The following is a 21132-nucleotide window of genomic DNA, read 5'->3' as shown; positions in this document are numbered from 1 at the left end:
GGACTCAGTTTCCGGCGGTGTGTCCGGAGAGGCGTTCGACGCCGCGCAGGAGGGCGGAGTGGTCGAGGCCGCCGTCGCCCTGGGCGCGCAGGGAGGCGACGAGGCTGGCCACGAGGCTGCCGACGGGGAGGGCGGCACCGACGGTGCGGGCGGCGTCGGTGACGATGCCCATGTCCTTGTGGTGGAGGTCGATGCGGAAGCCGGGCCGGAAGTCGCGCTGGGCGAAGTTGTCCTTCTTGCGGGCCAGGACGGTGGAACCGGCCAGGCCGCCGTTCAGGACGTCGAGGGCGGCATGGAGGTCGACGCCGGACTTCTCCAGGAAGACGACGGCTTCGGCGCAGGCCTGGATGTTGACGGCGACGATGAGCTGGTTGGCGGCCTTGACGGTCTGGCCGGAGCCGTGCGGGCCGCAGCGCACGATGGTCTTGCCGAGGGCCTCGAAGAGGGGGCGGGCCGCGTCGAAGTCGGCCTGGTCGCCGCCGACCATGATGGACAGGACGGCTTCGACGGCGCCGGCCTCGCCGCCGGAGACCGGGGCGTCCAGGACGCGGACGCCCTTGTCGGCCGCGGCCCGGGCGAGGTCGATGGAGGTCTGGGGCGTGATCGAGGACATGTCGATCAACAGGGTGCCCGGGCGGGCGTGGGCGAGGATGCCGTCGGGGCCGTAGGCGATGGCCTCGACCTGGGGGGAGGCGGGGACCATGGTGATGACGACATCGGCGTCGGCGACGGCCTCGGCGATCGAGGCGGCCGCCGTTCCGCCGGCCGCCGCGAGGCGTTCGAGCTTGTCGGTCTCCAGGGTGTAGCCGGTGACGGGGTAGCCGGCCTTGATCAGGTTCTCGGCCATGGGGGAGCCCATGATGCCGAGACCGATCCATGCGATCTTGGGCAGATTGCTCATCGGGGTGCCTTTCTTTCCATGCGGTGCTGCGTCGGCGGCGGGGGCGGGCCGCCGGGGTGCTCGTTCGGGAGTGCGCCGGGCCGCGCTGCGGTGCGCCACGGCGGCCCGGCGAGGTGCCGGGTCAGGTGCGGGCGGCGCGCAGGGGTGCGGGGAGCCAGGCGAAGGCGCCGGCGCTCGGTCCGTCGCCGGGCTTGTACTCCAGGCCGGTCCAGCCGTCGTAACCGGCCTTCGTCAGCCGGGCCAGCAGGGCGGCGAGGTCCAGCGAGCCGGTGCCGGGGGCGCCGCGGCCGGGGTTGTCGGCGATCTGCACATGCGCCGTCTTGGGTGTGTAGCGGTCGATGACCTCGTCCAGGTCCTCGCCGTTCATGGACAGGTGGTAGAGGTCCATCAGGAAGCGGGCGTTGTCCAGGCCGGTGGCCGCGTTCACCGCGTCCACCACCTCGATCGCCTTCGGCGCGCTGACGATGGGGCAGTTCGGGGACTCGGGTGCGTTGAGCGCCTCGATCAGCAGCGTCCCGCCGACCTCCGCGACCGCACGGGCGGCGAAGGCCAGGTTCTCCAGCGCCAGCGCGTCCTGCTCGGCGGCCGGCACCCCCTCGACCCGGTTGCCGTAGAGGGCGTTGAAGGACGTGCAGCCCAGCGAGCGGCCGAACTCCACCGCCACCGGCACGTTCGCGCGGAACTTCTCCGACTCCTCGCCCGGCACCGACAGCGCGCCGCGGTCGGGTCCGGGCAGCCGGCCGGCGTAGAAGTTCAGCCCCACCAGCTGTGTCCCGGCATCGTTCAGCGCCGCGCGCAGCGCCGCCAGCTCCGCCTGCTCGGGTACCGGGGCGTCCACCCACGGCCACCACAGCTCCACCGCCGTGAACCCCGCCGCCCGCGCGGCCGCCGGCCGCTCCAGCAACGGAAGCTCGGTGAACAGAATCGACAGATTGACGTTGAAGCGCGTGTCCGTGAAACCCATCAGGCCCGGCGCCCCTTCCGGATAGTGGAACTGTTTTTCTGCTTACTGGAACACTGCCTGCCGGGCTCGGAGGCTGTCAAGGGGGCCCCGAAGCAATTTCTGGTGGCCGGGCCGAACCGCGCGTAGGTTGAGCGGCGTGCGATTGAGAGTGGAGTTCACGACGGAGCCGTTCGACCTGGACGAGGCGCCGGCGCATGCGGTGGTGGCGCGGGACGTCGTCACCGGCGCCGCCCTGGACGCCGTCGACGTCGGGCCGTTCGGCAACACGGCCGAGGGCGACGCCGAGCAGGTGCTGGGCGCCGTGACCGCCCTGCTGCGCGAATCGCTGCAGGCGGGCGCCACCCGGGTCTCCCTGCAGGTCAATGTGATCCGGGAAGCCGGGCGGGGCGAGGGGGAGGCGACGTGACGGAGCCCGCCGACCACCCGTTCGTGCAGGCGGTCAAGCCGTTGATCGACGCGATGGGCGGACAGATGGTCGCGCCGGACCAGGCCCGGGGCGACGATGTCGTGCTGACCTGGGAGGGGTACGAGCGGGTGGCCGTACGGCTCCCGCATCTGTCGGACTCGCTCGACCACATCCTCGCCGAGCTCCAGCGCCGGCACGGCATGCCGCTCGCCGAGCTGGACCGCAAGACCAAGCAGTCGGTGGTGCGGATCCTGGAGTCCCGCGGCGCCTTCTCGGTCCGGCACGGCGTCGAGACGGTCGCGGGCGCCCTCGGCGTCAGCAGGTTCACCGTGTACAACTACCTGAATCGCGAGAACGCGGCGAAGGACGGGAACGCGCAGGTGGAGGGCCCGTAGGCGGCCGGGTGCGGCGCCGGGCGGCGCCCCGGTGAAACGGTCGTGCACGTCACCCGGACGGCGGCTTCGTGTCGCCGAGTTTTCAACAAAGTGTTGACGTGATGTTGCCGGGGGTCTTAGCTGTTTCCAGCCAAAGAGAGCTGTCCAGCACCAGGCCACGGAGGCTTCCCGTGTCTTCGAGTTCACCGCGCTCGACGGGGGACACCCCCGAGCGCACGCCGGGGCTCACCCGGTTCAACACCGCCGACGACGGTACGGCCCTGGCCGCACTGCACGAGGTGTGTGCCAGCCGGGCATGGGGGAGCAAGCTCCTTGCGCAGCGCCCCTACGCCACCGCCGACGCCCTGTTCGCCGCCAGCGACGCCGCCATGGCCGAGCTGAGCGCCGAGGACCTGGCCGAGGCGATGGCGGGGCACCCGCCGATCGGCCGGCCGAAGCCGGGCGATGCCACCTCGCACCGCGAACAGAGCGGGATGGCCGGCGCCTCCGACGCGCTCAGGGCGGAGATGCTCGAACTCAACCTGGCCTACCAGGAGAAGTTCGGGCATGTCTTCCTGATCTGCGCCTCCGGCCGTACCGGCGAGCAGATGCGCGACGCGATCCGTCACCGGATCGACAACACGCCGCAACAAGAACGAGAGATCGTTCGCGGGGAGCTCGGCAAGATCAACCGCATCCGCCTGACCCGTATCGCGGAGCACGCAGAAGGAGACGACGCATGAGCAGCGAGACGGCCGCACGAACGTCGGTGTCCACGCACATCCTGGACACCAGCGTGGGCCGCCCCGCGGAGGGCGTCGCCCTCACGCTCTCGGTGCGCTCCGGAGGCGACGGTGCCTGGAGCGCCCACGGCGCGTCCTCCACCGACGCGGACGGACGCTGCAAGGATCTGCCGGCCCTGCCGGAAGGCACCACCCACGTGCGCCTCGACTTCGCCGTCGAGGACTACTTCGTCCATCACAAGGCAACCCAGCAAGCCGAGGAACAGCAGGACGCCCCCCGCGTAAGGGACAGCGGAGCATTCTTCCCGGAAGTGGCGATCACCTTTGCCGTCACGCCGGGCGAGCACTATCACGTACCGCTGCTGCTCAACCCGTTCGGCTACTCCGTATACCGAGGGAGCTAGCACCGACATGACTGCCCATTCCCGCCCGGCCCGCCCGGTGATTCTCGGCCAGAACCAGTACGGCAAAGCGGAGAACCGCGTCGTCAAGATCACCCGCGACGGCGACACGCACCACATCAAGGACCTGAACGTCTCGGTCTCCCTCTCCGGCGACCTGGAAGAGGTCCACCTCTCCGGCTCCAACGCCCACTGCCTGCCCACCGACACCACCAAGAACACCGTGTACGCCTTCGCCAAGGAGCACGGGATCGAGTCGGCCGAGCAGTTCGGCATCCACCTGGCCCGGCACTTCGTCACCAGCCAGGAGCCGATCCACCGGGCCCGCATCCGGATCGAGGAGTACTCCTGGGAGCGGATCGCCACCTCCGACGCCAACTCCCGCTTCATCGGGGCCGACGAGGTCCAGCACTCCTTCGTCCGCAAGGGCCAGGAGACCCGCCTGACCGAGATCACCTACGACGGTGAGCGGTGGCAGGTCATCTCCGGCTTGAAGGACCTGGTGGTGATGAACTCCACCAACTCGGAGTTCTGGGGCTACATCAAGGACCAGTACACGACCCTGAAGGAGGCCTACGACCGCATCCTGGCCACCGAGGTGTCCGGCCGCTGGCGGTTCAACTGGACCGACGACGAGCAGCGGATGCCGAACTGGGAGCGCTCGTACGAGCAGGTCAAAAAGCACATCCTGCAGGCCTTCGCGGAGACCTACAGCCTCTCGCTCCAGCAGACCCTGTACCAAATGGGGTCGCGCGTGATCAACAACCGTTCCGAGATCGACGAGATCCGCTTCTCGCTCCCGAACAAGCACCACTTCCTCGTGGACCTCGAGCCGTTCGGGCTCAAGAACGACAACGAGGTGTACTACGCGGCCGACCGCCCGTACGGCCTGATCGAAGCCACTGTTCTGCGCGACGGTGTCGAGCCCGGGATCCCGGTGGATCTGACGAACCTCTGAGCGGCTCCGACGCAACGCCGTGCCTCGCGTCCCCCTCCCCGTTCCGCAGCGGGGAGGGGCGCGCGAAACCCGAGGGGAACGACCCATGGCACAGCACACGCACACCCCGCACCACCCCGCGCCACCGGTCCACCCGGTGGACGAGAAGCCGGCCGTCAGGCGGCTCGTCCCGGCCGCGCTCCAGCACATCGCCGCCATGTACGCCGGTGTCGTCACCCCTCCGCTCATCATCGGCCAGGCCGTCGGCCTGGACACCGCGGGCCGGACCCGGCTGATCGCCGCCGGTCTGCTCATCGCCGGCCTCGCCACCCTCCTGCAGACGCTCGGTGTCCGCCGGTTCGCCGGCAACCGCCTGCCGTTCGTCAACGCGGCCAGCTCCGCCGGCATCACGCCGATGCTGGCCATCGCCGAGACCACCGCCAAGGGCCACCAACTCCCCGCGATCTACGGGGCGGTGATGGTCGCCGGGGTCTTCTGCCTCGCCGTCGGACCGTTTTTCGGCAGACTGCTGCGCTTCTTCCCGCCGCTCGTCACCGGCGTCGTCATCACCCTCATCGGGGTCACCCTGATGCCCGTGCCGGTCGGCTGGGCGCAGGGCGGCGACGCACGGGCCGCGGACTTCGGCGCCATGAGGCACCTGGCGCTCGCCGCCTTCACCCTCGTGGTGATCCTGCTCGTCCAGCGCTTCGCCCGCGGGTTCCTCCAGCAGATCGCGCTGCTGGTCGGCCTGGTCGTCGGCACGCTCGCCGCGATCCCCTTCGGGATGGCGGACTTCGGCGCTCTGCGCACGGCCCCGGTCGCCGCGCTGCCCACCCCGTTCGCCTTCGGCGCCCCCGAGTTCCAGCCCGCGGCGATCCTCTCGCTGTGCATCGTGATGCTCGTGCTGATGACGGAGTCGTCGGCCGGCATGCTGGCGCTCGGCGAGATCTGCGACCGGCCGGCCACCGGCGCCACCCTCACCCGGGGACTGCGCACCGACGGCCTGGCCACCCTGCTCGGCCCCGTCTTCGGCGGCTTCCCGACCAGCGCCTTCGCCCAGAACGTCGGCGTGGTCTCGCTGACCCGGGTGCGCAGCCGGTACGTCGTCGCGCTGGCCGGCGCCACGCTGCTGGTCCTCGGCGCCTTCCCCGTCCTCGGCGCGGTGGTCTCACTGGTGCCGATGCCGGTCCTCGGCGGCGCGGGCATCGTGCTGTTCGGATCGATCGCGGTCAGCGGCATCCGTACGCTCGCCGAGGCCGGTCTCGACGAGAGCTCCCACATCATCCTGGTGGCCGTCTCCCTCGGCGCCGGCCTCGTTCCGCTCGCCGCACCGGGCTTCTACGACGACTTCCCCGCCTGGGCGCAGACCGTGCTCGGCTCGGGGATCAGCGCCGGCGCCCTGGTCGCGGTGCTGCTCAACCTGTTCTTCCATCACCTCGGCACCCGGAGCACCCCACGGGCAGCGGTACTGTCAGCCGCCTCGCCCGGCTCCGGCACTCAAATCCCGTAGGGCCATGCCGTGCCCACCGCCGGAACCGAAAGTAGGAGCACCATGGCTGCCTCGGCATCCCCTGACGGCGCGATCGAGCGCCTCGTCATCGAGAACTGCGCCATCGCGACGGTCGACGTCCACGACACCGAGTACGCCACCGGCCACGTCGTCGTCGCCGGGAACGTCATCGAGTCGGTCGGCGCCGGCAAGGCACCCGAGGGCCTGGCGGGTGTCGTCCGCCGGATCGACGGCACCGGGCACCTGGTCACCCCCGGCCTGATCAACACCCACCACCACTTCTACCAGTGGATCACCCGGGGCCTCGCCACCGACCACAACCTGTTCAACTGGCTGGTCGCGCTCTACCCGACGTGGGCCCGGATCGACGCCCCGATGCTCGCCGCGGCCACCCAGGGCTCGCTGGGCATGATGGTCAAGGGCGGCGTCACCACCGCCTCCGACCACCACTACGTCTTCCCGCAGGGCTCCGGCGACCTCGTCGCCGCCGAGCTCGCGGCCGCCGCCGGGATCGGCGCCCGGATCACCCTGGCCCGCGGGTCCATGGACCGCAGCGAGAAGGACGGCGGGCTGCCCCCGGACTTCGCCGTCGAGACCACCGAGGGCGCCCTGCTCGCGACCGAGGAGGCCATCGACGCCCACCACGACGCCTCCTTCGGCTCGATGGTGCACATCGCCGCCGCGCCCTGCTCGCCGTTCTCCGTGTCCACCGAACTCATGCGGCAGGGAGCCGAGTTGGCCCGCCGCAAGGGCGTCCGGATGCACACCCACGGCTCGGAGACCGTGGAGGAGGAGAAGTTCTGCCACGAGCTGTTCGGCATGGGCCCGACGGACTACTTCGAGTCCACCGGCTGGCTCGGCGACGACGTGTGGATGGCGCACTGCGTCCACATGAACGACTCCGACATCGCCGCCTTCGCCCGCACCGGCACCGGCGTCGCGCACTGCCCGTCCTCCAACGCCCGCCTCGCGGCCGGGATCGCCCGTGTCCCCGACATGCTCGCGGCCGGCGTCCCGGTCGGCCTCGGCGTCGACGGCACCGCCTCCAACGAGTCCGGTGAACTCCACACCGAGCTGCGCAACGCCCTGCTGATCAACCGTCTCGGCGCCCACCGGGAGGCCGCGCTGAACGCCCGCAAGGCGCTGCGGCTGGGCACCTACGGCGGCGCCCAGGTCCTCGGCCGGACCGCCGAGATCGGTTCGCTGGAGGCCGGCAAGCTCGCCGACCTGGTGCTGTGGAAGCTGGACGGCCTCGGCCACTCCTCCATCGCCGACCCGGTCACCGCCCTGGTCTTCGGCCCGGCAGCGCCGGTCACCCTCTCCCTCGTCGGCGGCCGGCCGGTCGTCGAGGACAACCACCTCAGCAACGTCGACGAGGACGCCGTCGCCCGCACCGCGCGGGCCGAGGCGCAGCGTCTGGCCCGGATCGCCGCCGAGGGCTGACCCCTCGGCGCGGCCGCGGCCGACGCCACCTGAACTCGGCCGGGAGGGACGGCTCCCGGCCGGGCTTGTGGATCCGAGCGGGATCCACAAGCGCCGGACCCGGGGGTGCGGGAGCTTCTCGTACCCCCGGGCCGGTCGGCTCCCACCCCGGGCCGGCCGGCCCCACCGCCGTCCCCGCGCGCCACGAGCGCCCCTGCCGCACCCTCGCTCACCAGGCAACTTCTTGCACCACGCACCACATGGCAAGCCCTCCGTGACAGCCTCGCCTCGCCGGCCCCGGCGACGCAGAAAACGAAGGAGGCCCGCAGTGGCCGCAATCACCGGGCAGAAGTCGGAGGGGGACCGGAAGCATCCGGTCGACCAGACCCTCCCGCCCTTCAAGATGTTCACCAGCGGCCTCCAGCACGTGGCCGCGATGTACGCGGGAGTGGTGGCCCCGCCGATGATCGTGGGGCCGGCCTGCGGGCTGAGCGCCACCGAGACCGCGTTCCTGATGGGAGCCAGCCTCTTCACCGCCGGCATCGCGACGCTGCTGCAGACGCTGGGCTTCTGGAAGGTCGGCGCCAAGCTGCCCTTCGTCAACGGCGTCTCGTTCGCCGGCGTCACACCGATGGTCGCCATCGGCAAGGCGCACAGCCCCGCCGACGCACTGCCGATCATCTTCGGCGCGGTGATCGTCGCCGGTCTGCTGGGATTCCTCCTCGCCCCCTACTTCTCCAAGCTCGTACGGTTCTTCCCGCCGGTGGTCACCGGCACCGTCATCACCCTGATCGGTGTCTCGCTGCTGCCGGTGGCCTTCAACTGGTCCCAGGGCGGCAACGACCGGGCCCCGGACTACGGTTCGCTGACGAACATCGGCATGGCCGCGCTGACCTTCCTGATCGTGCTGGTGCTGCGCCGGGTGCTGCGCGGCTTCCTCCAGCAGATCGCGATCCTGCTCGGCCTGATCGCCGGCACCCTGATCGCGATACCCGTCGGCATCACCCACTTCTCCGCGCTCTCCCAGGCCTCCTTGATCGGCTTCCCGACGCCCTTCCACTTCGGCGCCCCGCAGTTCGACCTCGCCGCCATCGTCAGCATGTGCATCGTGATGCTGGTCTGTATGACCGAGTCGACGGCCGACATGCTCGCCCTCGGCAGGATCGTCGACCGCCCGGCGGACGAGCGCACCATCGAGGGCGGACTGCGCGCCGACACCCTCGGCAGCGCCCTCAGCCCGCTGTTCAACGGCTTCGCCAACAGCGCCTTCGCGCAGAACATCGGCCTGGTCGCGATGACCAAGGTGCGCAGCCGCTTCGTCGTGGCCACCAGCGGCCTGATCCTGGTCGTGCTGGGTCTGTGCCCGGTGGCCGCCTCGGTCATCTCGCTGGTCCCGCTGCCGGTCCTCGGCGGCGCCGGCATCGTGCTCTTCGGGTCGGTGGCCGCCAGCGGCATCCAGACCCTGGCCTCCGCCGCGATGGAGAAGGGCGACAACGCCCTGATCGTCGCGGCGGCCGTCGGCATCGGTCTGATCCCGATCGCCGCGCCGGACTTCTACCACCACCTCCCCAAGGACCTGCTGGTCGTCCTGGACTCCGGGATCAGCACCGGCGCCCTGGTCGCCCTCGTGCTCAACCTCGCCTTCAACCACCTCGGCAAGCAGGCGGGGGACGGGGACACCGAGGGGGACCCGGCGGGGGGCCCGGCCGCCGCCGGCCCGGTCGACCCGGGGATCGCGCAGCCGCCCGCCTCCGGCAGCGCGGACGGCGCCGACGAGGCTCCGGCGGTCACCGCCCACTGACGCCGCAGCGCCCCACGGCCCCCAGGGAGCGGCATCCGCAGCTCTCCTGGGGGCCGTGGGGCGTTCCGGGGGGGCCGCGACCGCGATGGCCGGCACGGCGGGCAGCGCGAGGCGCAGGGCGGCGCGGACGGTGGTCCGGTGGGCCCTCAGTCCAGCAGCCCGCCCAGGAGTTCCCGCAGGCCCGGTCCCGGATCGAAGTCCTCCGCGGGGAAGGCGAGTTGGCGGAAGGCGACGCCGTCCAGGTAGTCGCAGAGGATCGCGCAGTGCCGCCGCGGCGCCGGCGAGCCGATGCGCCGCAGCCACTCCGCTCCCCAGCCGACGACGGTCTCGCGGCTGCGGGTGAGTGCGGGGCGGAGCTCGGGGCGGGCCCAGGATTCCAGGTAGAGCGCGAAGCGGGCGGCGGTCCTGGCCCGCTCCGGGCCGGTCGCGTACCGGAGGAACTGGGTGACGGCATCGGCGAGTTCGCCGGCGTCGGCCGGGTCGGCCGCCGTGGCGAAGGCCTCCCAGTCGCGGTGCTCCAGGGCCTGGAGGTGGTCGACGATGCCGTCGATCAGGGCCGTCCGGTTGCGGAAGCAGTTGGAGGTGGTGCCCGGCGGGACCCCTGCCGCGGCATCCACGGCCTGGTAGGTCAGCCCCCGTGCCCCCGCGCTGCCCAGGACCTGGATGCCCGCGTCCAGCACCTGCTCCCGTCGTCGTGCCACCCTGAGTGTCCTTCGTGCCGAGTTGCTTCTCACTACGTTTGTAGTGTCCGTCACTATAAGCGGGCTCCGCGGCGCACGCTGATCACGGAGGTGGCCTTCCCGGCGGACCGCGGCGCGACCTGCCGGTCCGCCGGGGCCCGGGACGGCGAAGGGCCGGTACGCACCACCGCGCGGCGGTACGCACCGGCCCCTCGGGCGCGACGGGCGAGGGCCTCAGCCCAGCAGCTCGTACGCGGGCAGCGTCAGGAACTCCGTGTAGTTCTCGTCGAGGGCGACCCGGAGCAGCAGGTCATGGGCCTGCTGCCACTTACCGGAGGTGAAGGCGTCCTCGCCGACCTCGGCGCGGATGGCGGCCAGCTGCTCCGCGGCGACCGTGCGCACCAGCTCCGCGGTGGCCTTCTCGCCGTTCTCGAAGACGACCCCCGCGTCGACCCACTGCCAGATCTGGGAGCGGGAGATCTCGGCGGTGGCGGCGTCCTCCATGAGGCCGAAGATGGCGACGGCGCCCAGGCCGCGCAGCCAGGCCTCGATGTAGCGGGTGCCGACCTGGACCGCGTCGATCAGGCCCTGGTAGGTGGGCTTGGCGTCCAGCGAGTCGATCGCGATCAGATCCGCGGCCCGGACGTCGACGTCCTCGCGGAGGCGGTCCTTCTGGTGCGGCTTGTCGCCGAGGACCGCGTCGAAGGAGGCGCGGGCGACCGGGACCAGGTCGGGGTGGGCGACCCAGGAGCCGTCGAAGCCGTCGCCGGCCTCGCGGTCCTTGTCGTTCTTGACCTTGGCGAGGGCCTGCTCGTTGGCCTCGGGGTCGCGGCGGTTGGGGATGAAGGCCGCCATGCCGCCGATCGCGTGCGCACCGCGCTTGTGGCAGGTGCGGACGAGGAGTTCGGTGTAGGCGCGCATGAACGGGGCGGTCATCGTGACCGCGTTGCGGTCCGGGAGGACGAACTTGGCGCCGCCGTCACGGAAGTTCTTGACGATGGAGAAGAGGTAGTCCCAGCGGCCGGCGTTCAGCCCCGAGGCGTGGTCGCGCAGCTCGTAGAGGATCTCCTCCATCTCGTACGCGGCCGTGATGGTCTCGATGAGCACGGTGGCGCGCACGGTGCCCTGGGGGATGCCGACATAGTCCTGGGCGAAGACGAAGATCTCGTTCCAGAGGCGGGCCTCCAGGTACGACTCGGTCTTCGGCAGGTAGAAGTACGGACCCTTGCCCAGGTCCAGCAGGCGCTGGGCGTTGTGGAAGAAGTAGAGGCCGAAGTCGACCAGCGCGCCGGGGACCGGCCGGCCCTCGAACTGGAGGTGGCGCTCGTCGAGGTGCCACCCGCGCGGGCGCATCACGACGGTGGCGAGCTCCCCGGCGTCCTTGAGGGCGTACGACTTGCCGGACGCGGCGTCGGTGAAGTCGATCCGGCGCTCGTAGGCGTCGATCAGGTTGAGCTGACCGGAGACGACGTTCTCCCAGGTCGGGGCGGAGGCGTCCTCGAAGTCGGCGAGCCAGACCCTGGCACCCGAGTTGAGCGCGTTGATGGTCATCTTGCGGTCGGTGGGACCGGTGATCTCCACCCGGCGGTCGTTGAGCGCGGCGGGCGCCTCGGCCACCTTCCAGCTGTCGTCCGCCCGGATCTCCGCGGTCTCGGGGAGGAAGTCCAGCGTGCTGGTCCGGGCGATCTCCGCGCGGCGCTCGGCCCGGCGGGCGAGCAGCTCGTCGCGGCGCGGGGTGAACCGGCGGTGCAGCTCGGCGACGAACGCCAGCGCGGCGTCGGTGAGGACCTCGCCCTGCCGTTCGGGGGTGTGCGCGGGGTCGACTTCGGCGATGGCCAGCGGGGACGGCGCTGGTGCGGACATGAGTGTCACTCCATTCAGCGGCGGTGCCTGGCGGCCTCACGGGGCCTGGGACGGCACGGGGTGCCGCGGGCTCCGGGATACGGTCGCGGGCGCCGTCTGGGTTCAGGGCGCTTCTGACCAGTGGAGACTAGTTTCCTTATCGCGGAACTTCAATGGTTTGTTGATGTCGAGATTCTCCGAGTCGACAGACGGCTTGATCGAATGGCTCTCGGTGCCACGCCGGTCACTCTCCATTACCCCCGCTCTCGCCCCTACTCCCGTACCGCGCGGGCCAGTTGCCCGCCCGGCGCGGGCCTCCGCTCCGGGCGGGCATGCCCGACGGGGCCGCTCCCGGATGCGCTCACTCCAGCCGGCCGAGGTCCTCCGGCGTGTCGATGTCGTACGGCTCGGCGATGTCGGCGCACTCGACGAGGGTGAGGGCGTCCGCATGCTGCTGGAGATAGGCGCGCGCACCGCGGTCGCCCTGCGCGGTGGCGGCGATGTCCGCCCAGCGGTCGGCCCCGAAGAGCACCGGATGGCCGCGGCGGCCGTCGTACGCCGCGGAGGCGAGCGAAGCCCGGCCCTCGTACGCCGCCACCACCCGCGCCACCGCCGCGGCGCCGATGCCCGGCTGGTCCACCAGCGACACCACGACCGCATCCGCCCCCGAGCCGGCCAGCGCGGCGAGGCCCACCCGGAGCGAGGAGCCCATACCCTGGGCCCAGTCCGGATTCTCCGAGAGGTCGTACGCCGAGAGGCCGGCCCGCTCCCGTACGGAACCGGCGGCCGCCCCCAGCACGATGTGCACGGGGTCGCAGCCGCCGTCCCGAAGTGCCCGTGCGGCGTGCTCGACCAGTGGCCGTCCCCGGTGGTCGAGCAGCGCCTTGGGTCGTCCCCCCAGGCGCCGCCCGCCGCCCGCGGCGAGCAGCAGGCCGGCCACCCTCCCCTCGGGCCGCCCGGTGCCGCGCGTTCCCTCGGGGGCGCCGGGCCGGGTGTGCGGCGGCTGTCCTTGCGGTTCTCCGGGCTGCCCGGGTGTCGTCGGTGCCATGGGGACTGCATACCTCATGGCGCGCGGCCCCGCGGCCCGTTGGCGGCGGCGGCCGGGTCAGGCGGCGTCGCCGGAGGCTCGCGGGCGGGGGATGCCCGGGCGGAACCGGCTGTGCAGGTGAGGTGTGCGTTCCTCCGCGCGCCGGTGCTCGTCGACGTAGCGGTGTATGTGCTCCATCGTGATCTCCGATGCGTCGGAGAGTCCGTACGCACGGCAGATGAGTTGCACGACGCTGACGTCGCGGTGGTGGTTCGAGCCGGTGTCGGGGCCGGAGTTGGACTCCATGGCACTCTCCGATTCAGTGATATGCCGGATATTTCCTTGAAAGGGAGAATGCTCCATCGTGCCGCGGCATACGCTTCGGAGCGCACGCACCCACACCAAAGGGTGGCAGGGCGAACAGACGTGCTGACGCATCATCAGGTCGATGCACGGGTAACGCGCGAGCCGGCCGAGCCCAGGCCGTTGCGGAGTCCGACGGGTCGTCGCGAAACCGGCCCTTCGGGCAGGTATGACGACCGCTCACCTGTGTCGTCGCGGTGCGGCGCATGGCCGGACGGTGCTCTTCCCTTGCCGCGAGCCTGCGCCGGCCGTGCGGAACGGGCGGCGGGGGTCCCTTTCGGGGCGCCGTGACCGAAGGTGCGTCAGGCCTCGGTCGGGGAGGGCGGATCCGCTCGGTGATCCGGTTTTTTCGCTCTCCGTGTGGCGCGATCAGCGGAGAGTGGCGTTAACTGTCCCGCATTGCGGTACGGGCAACGGCTTGGGAGGACGCCGTCGTTGTGGAACAGCTGCAGAGGGACCCACGAGTGACCGGGGGGCAGGGCGACCCGCGTGTCCAGGAGCTGCGCGGGGCGGTGGCCCGGATGCGCAGGCAACTGGCCGTACTCCCGGGGGAGTTACCGGACCGGACGGCTGCCGACGACGAACTGGCCGCGCTGGACGCGATGGTGAGCCACGGGCTGCCGGAGGTGCCGCGGCTGCGCCGTTCGCTCCTGCTGATCGCCGGGGCGGTCGGATCGGTGAGCGCGCTCTCGCCGGCGCTGGCGGAGGTACGTGAGGGGATCGACCGCTTCGGCGGGCTGCCGCGTTCCTGGTGACCCGCGAGCGGGGGGCGGGCCGGCCCGCGCCCGCCGCCCCGGACCGCCTGCGGTCCGGGGGCGGGCCTCGCGCGCCGTCTCCTGAGCCCTACCGCCACCCGGGCCGGCAAGCGCCCTGTAGGACCCTGGGAGGAACCCGCCGCGCTTACGCCGGCGTCTGATTCGCCAACGCCACCGACAGCTGCGCCGCGACGTCCTGCAGCACCGGGACGATCTTGTCCGTCGAGGCTTCGGTCACCCGTCCGGTCGGGCCGGAGATGGAGATCGCGGCCGAGGTGGGGGAGTTGGGTACCGGTACCGCGAGGCAGCGGACGCCGATCTCCTGCTCGTTGTCGTCGACCGCGTAGCCCAGGCGGCGGACGTCGGCGAGTGCTTCCAGGAAGCGGTCCGGGTCGGTGATCGTCTTGTCGGTGGCGGCGGGCATGCCCGTACGGCCGAGGAGGGCGCGGACCTCCTCCGGGGCGTGGTGGGCCAGCAGGGCCTTGCCGACGCCGGTGGAGTGCGGGAGCACCCGGCGGCCGACCTCGGTGAACATCCGTACCGCGTGCCGCGACGGCACCTGGGCGACGTAGACGATCTCGTCGCCGTCGAGCAGCGCCATGTTGGCGGTCTCGCCGGTCTCCTCGACCAGGCGGGCCAGGAAGGGACGGGCCCACGTGCCCAGCAGCCGCGCGGAGCTCTCGCCCAGCCGGATCAGGCGGGGGCCCAGCGCGTAGCGGCGGTTGGGCTGCTGCCGGACGTAGCCGCAGGCGACGAGGGTGCGCATCAGGCGGTGGATGGTGGGCAGCGGCAGCCCGCTGCTGGTGGAGAGCTCGCTCAGGCCGACCTCGCCGCCGGCGTCGGCCATCCGCTCCAGCAGGTCGAAGGCGCGCTCGAGGGACTGGACGCCGCCGCTGGCGCCCGCGGGCTTGGCTTCGGCGGCGGAGGTGCTGGCGCTGGACGGCGGCACGTCGCGTTCCTTTCGGGGCGGGTCGATCGGTCTCGGCCGGGGCTTGCGGGCGCCGGGCCCGACCGGAGAAGCCTACCGGTCCCCCTACGTTGACACACGGTCTCTCGCACACTCGTTCGCGCCGGTCAGGCCCTCTTCGTCCCACGGTGCGAGCCGGCGGGCAACCACCTAGCCGCGATCCCTTGACGGCGCCAGTGGCCATAGCTACGTTCTGCTGCGCGAAACCTACTGTCCATTCTATGGAATCCTCCAAATCGTTGGAGAGTCATGCGCATTCTCGTCATGAACCCGAACACCACGGCTTCCATGACTGCCTCGATCCGCGCCACGGCCGCCGCGGCCGCCGCCCCGGGCACCGAGATCATCGCCACCGAACCCCTGTGGGGCCCGGAGTCGATCGAGGGCCACTTCGAGGGCTACCTCAGCGCCGCGGCCGTCCTGGACCGGCTCGCCACCCTCGACTTCCCCTTCGACGCGCTGGTCATGGCCGGATTCGGGGAGCCGGGCCGGGAGGGCGCCCAGGAGCTGCTGGACGTCCCCGTCCTGGACATCACCGAGAGCGCCGCCCAGATGGCGATGATGCTCGGTCACGCCTACGGCATCGTCACCACCCTCGACCGTGCCGTGCCGCAGATCGAGGACCGGCTGCTGACCGCCGGCCTGCTCCAGCGCTGCGCCGCGGTCCGCGGCACCGGGCTCGGCGTCCTGGAGCTGGAGCGGGACGGGGAGCGGACCGTCGAGGTGATCATCGAGACCGCCCGCGAGGTCGTCCGGGCCGGCGCCGAGGTGGTCTGCCTGGGCTGCGGCGGGATGGCCGGGCTGCAGGAGAAGGTCGCCGCGGTGCTCGGGGTGCCCGTGGTGGACGGCGTCGCCGCGGCGGTGAAGTTCGCCGAGGCGGTCGTCGGCCTCGGGCTGGCGACCAGTACGGCACGCAGCTTCGCGCCTCCCCGCCCGAAGGTGATCGGCTCCTGGCCGCTGAGCGCGCATCTGCGGCCTTCCCCGGAGCGCGTTCAGGACTCACCCCGTAACACCGAATTTTCCGCACAGACATCAGGCATCTGACAACTAACCCCTAAGCTCCACCCCATCTGCCTGGGAGGACACGTGACCGCACCCCCGAAGCCCCCGCAGCCGGACCCGCGCCTGTTCAACGCGGACCTCGCACCGGCCCCCGAGCGCACCTGGGGCACGTACAGCATCTTCGCGCTGTGGATGTCCGACACCCACGCGATCAGCAACTACGCCTTCGCCGCCAGCCTGTTCGTGCTGGGTCTGCCCGCCTGGGAGGTGTTCCTGGCGCTGCTGGCCGGCATCACGATCGTCTACTGGCTGATGAACCGCATGGGGCACGCCGGGCACCGGACCGGCGTCCCCTACCCGGTGCTCGCCCGCGCCAGCTGGGGCGTCTACGGCGCCAACATCCCCGCCCTGCTGCGCGCGATCATGGCCGTGGCCTGGTACGGCATCCAGACCTGGCTGGCCTCGACCGCCGTGGTCCTGCTGACGCTGCAGCTCGCGCCGGGTCTGGCGGCCTACCACCACAACTCGGTGCTGGGGCTGTCCACGCTGGGCTGGATCGCGTTCCTGGTGATGTGGGGGCTGCAGGCCGTTCTGCTGACCCGGGGGATGGAGTTCATCCGCAAGGTCCAGGACTTCGCGACCGGGCCGGTGGTCTGGCTCGTCGTCCTCGCGCTCGCGGTGTACCTGGTCGTCAAGGCCGGCGGCGACATCTCGCTGACCCGCAGTCTCACCGGCCTCAGCGGTTCCGCGCAGGTCGAGCAGAGCCTGATCGCGGTCAGTCTGACCGTCGCCACCTTCCTGACGCTGGTCCTCAACTACGCCGACTTCGCCCGCTTCACCCCCGACCACCGCTCCTACCGGCGGGGCAATCTGATCGGGCTGCCGGTGAACTTCACCGCCTTCGCCGTGGTCGCCGTCCTCGTCACCGCGGGCACGATCTCCGTCTTCGGCGAGGCGATCTACGACCCGGTGAAGGTGATCCAGAAGATCGACAATCCGGTGGTCACGGTCATCGGCGCGCTGGCCTTCATCGTCGCCACCATCGGCATCAATGTCGTCGCCAACTTCGTCTCGCCCGCCTACGACTTCGCCAACCTCGCCCCGAAGTACCTCGACTTCAAGCGCGGCGGCATGATCACCGCGGTGCTGGCGATCGTCGTCATGCCCTGGAAGCTCTACTCGTCCGCGCTGGTGATCCAGTACTTCCTGGGGGCGCTCGGCGCCTTCCTCGGGCCGCTGGTGGCGATCCTGCTCGTCGACTACCACCTGGTGCGGCGCGGCCGGATCGACGTCGACGCGCTGTTCTCGGCCGATGCCCGGGGCGCGTACTTCTACCGCAGGGGCTACAACCCGAAGGCCGCGGCCGCTTTCCTGCCGGCCGCCGCGGTCTGTGCGGTGCTCGCCCTGGTCCCGGCCTTCGACGTGGTCGCGCCGTTCTCCTGGATCGTCGGCATGGGGCTCGCCGGTGCGCTCTACGCGCTGCTCTCCCGCCGCGAGCGGGCCGCGGCGGGCGCCGCTCCGGTCCCGGAGGAGATCATCCCGTCGCAGGTCGGCGCCGCCATGGCGGCGGAGCCCGCGGCCTCGGAAGGGGCCCGGCCGCTCGCCGGGCCGGTGCCCGTCGAGGGGTCTTGACGGGCACCGGTCCGGAGTGAAGACTCGTTCAACAGACTGTTGAATTTTGCAGTTCGCTGCCGCGTGCACCCCGTGCCGCTGACGTGTGCGGCCCCGGCGGCCGTGCGCCCCGCACGCCGTCACGCAACGATGAAGACAGATACGAGGAGGGGACCGGGTGTCCGAAACAGAGCTGGTGCTGCGCTCCACGCGCGTCGTCACCCCGCAGGGGACGCGCGCCGCGTCCGTCGCCGTCACCGACGGCACGATCACCGCGGTGCTGCCGCACGACGCCGAGGCTCCGGCCGGGGCGCAGGTGCGGGACTTCGGCGACGACGTCCTGCTGCCCGGCCTCGTCGACACCCACGTCCACGTCAACGACCCCGGCCGCACCGAGTGGGAGGGCTTTTGGACCGCCACCCGCGCGGCCGCGGCCGGCGGTATCACCACCCTCCTGGACATGCCGCTCAACAGCCTCCCGCCCACCACCACCGCCGCCCACCTCGACACCAAGCGCGCGGTCGCCCGCCCCAAGGCCCATGTCGACGTCGGCTTCTGGGGCGGTGCCATCCCCGGCAACGTCAAGGACCTGCGCCCGCTGCACGACGCCGGCGTCTTCGGCTTCAAGTGCTTCCTGTCGCCCTCCGGCGTGGACGAGTTCCCCGAGCTCGACCAGGAACAACTGGCCGCCGCCCTCGGTGAGATCGCCGGATTCGACGGCCTGCTGATCGTGCACGCCGAGGACCCGGGCCACCTGGGCGCGGCCCCCGCGCCGCACGGCCCGAAGTACGCCGACTTCCTCGCCTCCCGCCCCCGCGCCAGCGAGAACGACGCCATCGCCGGGCTGATCGCGCTCGCCCGGCGGCTCGGCGCACGGGTGCACGTCCTGCACCTGTCCTCCAGCGACGCGCTGCCGCTGATCGCCGCCGCCAAGCGCGAGGGCGTACGGATCACCGTCGAGTCCTGCCCGCACTTCCTGACCCTGACCGCCGAGGAAATCCCGGACGGCGCAACGGAGTTCAAGTGCTGCCCGCCGATCCGCGAGGCCGCCAACCAGGACGCCCTGTGGGAGGGGCTGGCCGACGGCACCATCGACTGCATCGTCTCCGACCACTCGCCCTCCACCGCCGACCTCAAGACCGCCGACTTCGGCGCGGCCTGGGGCGGCATCTCCTCCCTCCAGCTCGGCCTGCCCGCCATCTGGACCGAGGCGCGCAAGCGCGGTCACGCCCTCGACGACGTCGTGCGCTGGATGGCCACCGCACCGGCCGCGCTGGCCGGTCTCGACCGGAAGGGCGCCATCGAGCCCGGCCGGGACGCGGACTTCGCGGTCCTCGCCCCCGAGGAGACCTTCACCGTCGACCCGCAGGCCCTCCAGCACCGCAACAAGATCACCGCGTACGCCGGGAAGACCCTGCACGGCGTCGTACGGTCCACCTGGCTGCGCGGCCGGCAGATCAACGACGGCACCGCCCTCACCGGGCCCACCGGCACCCTGCTCGAACGGCCGCCGCGGCCATGACCCCCACCGGCCTGCCTCGCTACACCGGTGACGCACGGCCGTACGCCGGCGGCGACCCCTACGCGGACTACCGCACCCCGGGTCCCGCCGGCTTCCCCTTCACCCACCTCCCCGACCTCGCCGACCGGCGGCTGGGCGCGGCCGTGCTCGCCGCCAACGACGAGTTCTTCGCCGAGCGGGAGAACCTCCTGCGGCCCGGGCCCGCCCGCTTCGACCCGGAGGCCTTCGGTCACCGGGGCAAGATCATGGACGGCTGGGAGACCCGCAGGCGGCGCGGACCCGACGGTGCGCACCCGTTCCCGGCGGACGAGGACCACGACTGGGCGCTGGTCCGGCTCGGGGCGCCCGGCGTGATCCACGGCATCGTCGTCGACACCGCGCACTTCCGCGGGAACCACCCGCAGTCCGTCGGCATCCAGGGCGCCTGCGTGGAGGGCTCGCCGTCGCCGGCCGAACTCCTCGCCGCCGACGTGCCCTGGACGACCCTCGTCCCGCGCACCGCCGTCGGCGGGCACGCCGCCAACGGCTTCGCCGTCGACGCCGCCCGCCGCTTCACCCACCTGCGCCTCGACCAGTACCCCGACGGCGGCGTGGCCCGGCTCCGCGTCCACGGCGAGGTCGTCCCCGCGCCCGGCCGGCCGGCCGCGGCGGGCACCTTCGACGTCGTCGCGCTGGAGAACGGCGGCCGGGTCGAGGACGCCTCCGACCGCTTCTACTCCTCGCCCGCCCACACCCTGTACCCGGGCCGTCCCCGGCGGATGGACGACGGCTGGGAGACCCGTCGCCGGCGCGGCTCCGGAAACGACTGGGTCCGCTACCGCCTCACCGAACAGGCCGTGATCCGCGCGGTGGAGATCGACACCAGCGGCTTCCAGGGCAACTCGCCCGGTTGGGCGGCCCTCTGCGGACGCGACGGCGAGCACGGCGACTGGACCTGCCTGCTGCCGCGCACCCGACTGCAGCCCGACACCGTCCACCGCTTCCTGCTGCCGGCCGGCGCACCGCCCGTCACCCACGTCCGGATCGACATCTTTCCGGACGGCGGCATCGCCAGGCTGCGGCTGCACGGCTCCCTCACCGAGGAGGGCGCCCGCCGGCTCGCCGCCCGCCACGACGAGCTGAACGGCTGACCGCGGCGGGCACGGACCACCGGCCGCTGCCCGCACCGGCCGCCCCACCCCGCAGACCCCCTCAGTCCGCGACCGAGTTCCAGAACATGAGCTCGTACGCCTGGAGCAGGCGGCCGTAGCGGTGCGCCGTGGCCGGTTCCGCCTGGCCGGTGTCGAGGCCGTGCTGCACCGCCGCGCGCGCCTTCTCCCCGACGTCCGGTGCGGGGCCGGCGAAGAAGCCGAAGAACCCGCACGCCTCCTCGGGGAAGGCGTACCGGTCCCGCATCGCGGTCTCGACGATCGCGCAGCAGCGGCCCCACGCCGCGAAGTTGGCATTCAGCGCGATCGCCACATCGGTCGGCTCGCCGCCGAGGGCGAGCCGCGCCGCATACGAGGGGTACGCCTGGCAGCCGGGCCGCGGCTGGTACTCCGCGATCTCCCGCTCGCTCAGCTCGCACGCGTCCGCCAGCCCGGCGAGCTGCTTCATGGCCAGTGCCTCGCCCTGGGCGAGCAGGTCGAAGAAGTCGGCCACCGGCGGGTCGCCGTCCGCCCGCCGCGCCAGGTGCTGGAAGCTGACCCGGTCCGCGCTGATCACATGGTGCTGTTCGAGGGCGAGGGTGGCGAACACGGAGCGCGGCGCCGCCCCCGCCTCGATCCGCGCGACCAGCCGGTTGGCGTCGGTGTCCGGGGCGAGGGAACGGACCGCGTCATCGAGCACGGCGGCCGCGGTGGGGCGGGGGGCATCGGGCGCAGGACGGGCCATGGGGTCGGTCTCCTCCGGGGCGAGGGCGGCGA

The 21132-nt window shown here is 72.0% G+C and carries 21 protein-coding genes; 13 read left to right on the top strand and 8 right to left on the bottom strand.

Annotated elements, in window-relative coordinates; genetic code table 11:
- Positions 1–4: 4 nt before the first annotated feature.
- Both AB0411_RS02575 and AB0411_RS02570 read right to left on the bottom strand, forming a co-directional pair.
- A complete protein-coding gene (locus AB0411_RS02575; RefSeq protein ID WP_366415331.1) occupies positions 5–901 on the bottom strand; it encodes a 2-hydroxy-3-oxopropionate reductase in 897 nt (298 codons plus the stop codon).
- Between the two features lie 121 nt (positions 902–1022).
- Positions 1023–1865: a TIM barrel protein gene (locus AB0411_RS02570; protein WP_366415330.1), complete on the bottom strand. Its 843-nt coding sequence runs from the start codon at positions 1863–1865 to the stop codon at positions 1023–1025.
- Positions 1866–2001: 136 nt separating this feature from the next.
- On the opposite strand from AB0411_RS02570, the gene AB0411_RS02565 reads away from it, so the two are divergent.
- The 8 genes from AB0411_RS02565 to AB0411_RS02530 all read left to right on the top strand — a co-directional run bounded on the left by AB0411_RS02565 (position 2002) and on the right by AB0411_RS02530 (position 9459).
- Positions 2002–2271 carry a hypothetical protein gene (locus tag AB0411_RS02565; RefSeq protein WP_366415329.1) on the top strand — a complete coding sequence of 90 codons (270 nt, stop codon included), beginning with the start codon at positions 2002–2004 and terminating at the stop codon, positions 2269–2271.
- The gene (locus AB0411_RS02560; RefSeq protein WP_366415328.1) at positions 2268–2666 is read left to right on the top strand and encodes a helix-turn-helix domain-containing protein; all 399 of its coding nucleotides are present in this window, start codon (positions 2268–2270) and stop codon (positions 2664–2666) included. The genes AB0411_RS02565 and AB0411_RS02560 overlap by 4 nt, the downstream gene beginning before the upstream one ends.
- A 170-nt stretch (positions 2667–2836) precedes the next feature.
- Entirely contained in the window at positions 2837–3388 is a 552-nt protein-coding gene (gene uraD, locus AB0411_RS02555) for a 2-oxo-4-hydroxy-4-carboxy-5-ureidoimidazoline decarboxylase (RefSeq protein WP_366415327.1), read from the top strand.
- Positions 3385–3792: a hydroxyisourate hydrolase gene (gene uraH, locus AB0411_RS02550; RefSeq protein WP_366415326.1), complete on the top strand. Its 408-nt coding sequence runs from the start codon at positions 3385–3387 to the stop codon at positions 3790–3792. Before uraD ends, uraH begins: the two co-directional genes overlap by 4 nt.
- Positions 3793–3799: 7 nt before the next feature.
- Complete coding sequence (gene pucL / locus AB0411_RS02545) at positions 3800–4747, top strand: factor-independent urate hydroxylase (RefSeq protein WP_366415325.1); 948 nt, start codon at positions 3800–3802, stop codon at positions 4745–4747.
- An 85-nt stretch (positions 4748–4832) separates the two neighbouring features.
- Positions 4833–6236 carry a nucleobase:cation symporter-2 family protein gene (locus AB0411_RS02540; protein ID WP_366415324.1) on the top strand — a complete coding sequence of 468 codons (1404 nt, stop codon included), beginning with the start codon at positions 4833–4835 and terminating at the stop codon, positions 6234–6236.
- Positions 6237–6278: 42 nt separating this feature from the next.
- Entirely contained in the window at positions 6279–7679 is a 1401-nt protein-coding gene (locus AB0411_RS02535; RefSeq protein ID WP_366415323.1) for an 8-oxoguanine deaminase, read from the top strand.
- Positions 7680–7986: 307 nt separating this feature from the next.
- A complete protein-coding gene (locus tag AB0411_RS02530) occupies positions 7987–9459 on the top strand; it encodes a nucleobase:cation symporter-2 family protein (protein ID WP_366415322.1) in 1473 nt (490 codons plus the stop codon).
- 146 nt (positions 9460–9605) lie between these two features.
- On the opposite strand, the gene AB0411_RS02525 is transcribed toward AB0411_RS02530, so the two are convergent.
- From AB0411_RS02525 to AB0411_RS02510, 4 genes are all read right to left on the bottom strand, one after another.
- Positions 9606–10160 (bottom strand): TetR/AcrR family transcriptional regulator, encoded by a 555-nt coding sequence (locus AB0411_RS02525; protein WP_366415321.1) that lies wholly within the window; start codon positions 10158–10160, stop codon positions 9606–9608.
- 213 nt (positions 10161–10373) lie between these two features.
- Positions 10374–12002, bottom strand: a complete 1629-nt coding sequence (gene aceB / locus AB0411_RS02520; RefSeq protein WP_366415320.1) for a malate synthase A — start codon at positions 12000–12002, stop codon at positions 10374–10376.
- 340 nt (positions 12003–12342) lie between these two features.
- Positions 12343–12921 carry a nucleotidyltransferase family protein gene (locus AB0411_RS02515; protein ID WP_366415623.1) on the bottom strand — a complete coding sequence of 193 codons (579 nt, stop codon included), beginning with the start codon at positions 12919–12921 and terminating at the stop codon, positions 12343–12345.
- A 165-nt stretch (positions 12922–13086) separates the two neighbouring features.
- Positions 13087–13314: a hypothetical protein gene (locus tag AB0411_RS02510; protein WP_366415319.1), complete on the bottom strand. Its 228-nt coding sequence runs from the start codon at positions 13312–13314 to the stop codon at positions 13087–13089.
- Between the two features lie 521 nt (positions 13315–13835).
- Between AB0411_RS02510 and AB0411_RS02505 the strand changes: the two genes are divergently transcribed.
- Entirely contained in the window at positions 13836–14126 is a 291-nt protein-coding gene (locus tag AB0411_RS02505; RefSeq protein ID WP_366415318.1) for a DUF5955 family protein, read from the top strand.
- A gap of 145 nt (positions 14127–14271) precedes the next feature.
- On the opposite strand, the gene AB0411_RS02500 is transcribed toward AB0411_RS02505, so the two are convergent.
- Positions 14272–15075, bottom strand: coding sequence for an IclR family transcriptional regulator (locus AB0411_RS02500; protein ID WP_366415317.1), 804 nt, complete (start codon positions 15073–15075; stop codon positions 14272–14274).
- 267 nt (positions 15076–15342) lie between these two features.
- On the opposite strand from AB0411_RS02500, the gene AB0411_RS02495 reads away from it, so the two are divergent.
- The 4 genes from AB0411_RS02495 (at position 15343) to alc (ending at position 20358) form a co-directional block, all read left to right on the top strand.
- Positions 15343–16137, top strand: coding sequence for an aspartate/glutamate racemase family protein (locus AB0411_RS02495; protein ID WP_366415316.1), 795 nt, complete (start codon positions 15343–15345; stop codon positions 16135–16137).
- A 42-nt stretch (positions 16138–16179) separates the two neighbouring features.
- Positions 16180–17727 carry an NCS1 family nucleobase:cation symporter-1 gene (locus AB0411_RS02490; protein WP_366415315.1) on the top strand — a complete coding sequence of 516 codons (1548 nt, stop codon included), beginning with the start codon at positions 16180–16182 and terminating at the stop codon, positions 17725–17727.
- A 157-nt stretch (positions 17728–17884) separates the two neighbouring features.
- Positions 17885–19228, top strand: a complete 1344-nt coding sequence (allB, locus tag AB0411_RS02485) for an allantoinase AllB (RefSeq protein WP_366415314.1) — start codon at positions 17885–17887, stop codon at positions 19226–19228.
- On the top strand, positions 19225–20358 hold the full coding sequence (gene alc / locus AB0411_RS02480) for an allantoicase (RefSeq protein ID WP_366415313.1): 1134 nt from the start codon (positions 19225–19227) through the stop codon (positions 20356–20358). Before allB ends, alc begins: the two co-directional genes overlap by 4 nt.
- 61 nt (positions 20359–20419) lie before the next feature.
- On the opposite strand, the gene AB0411_RS02475 is transcribed toward alc, so the two are convergent.
- On the bottom strand, positions 20420–21100 hold the full coding sequence (locus AB0411_RS02475) for a transcriptional regulator (protein WP_366415312.1): 681 nt from the start codon (positions 21098–21100) through the stop codon (positions 20420–20422).
- Positions 21101–21132 lie beyond the last annotated feature (32 nt).

It is taken from the genome of Streptomyces angustmyceticus (genome assembly GCF_040701845.1).
In the GTDB taxonomy this organism is placed as follows: Bacteria; Actinomycetota; Actinomycetes; order Streptomycetales; family Streptomycetaceae; genus Streptomyces; species Streptomyces angustmyceticus_A.
Note: the sequence above shows the minus strand (reverse complement) of the source record. Positions and strands in the feature narration are given on the sequence as shown.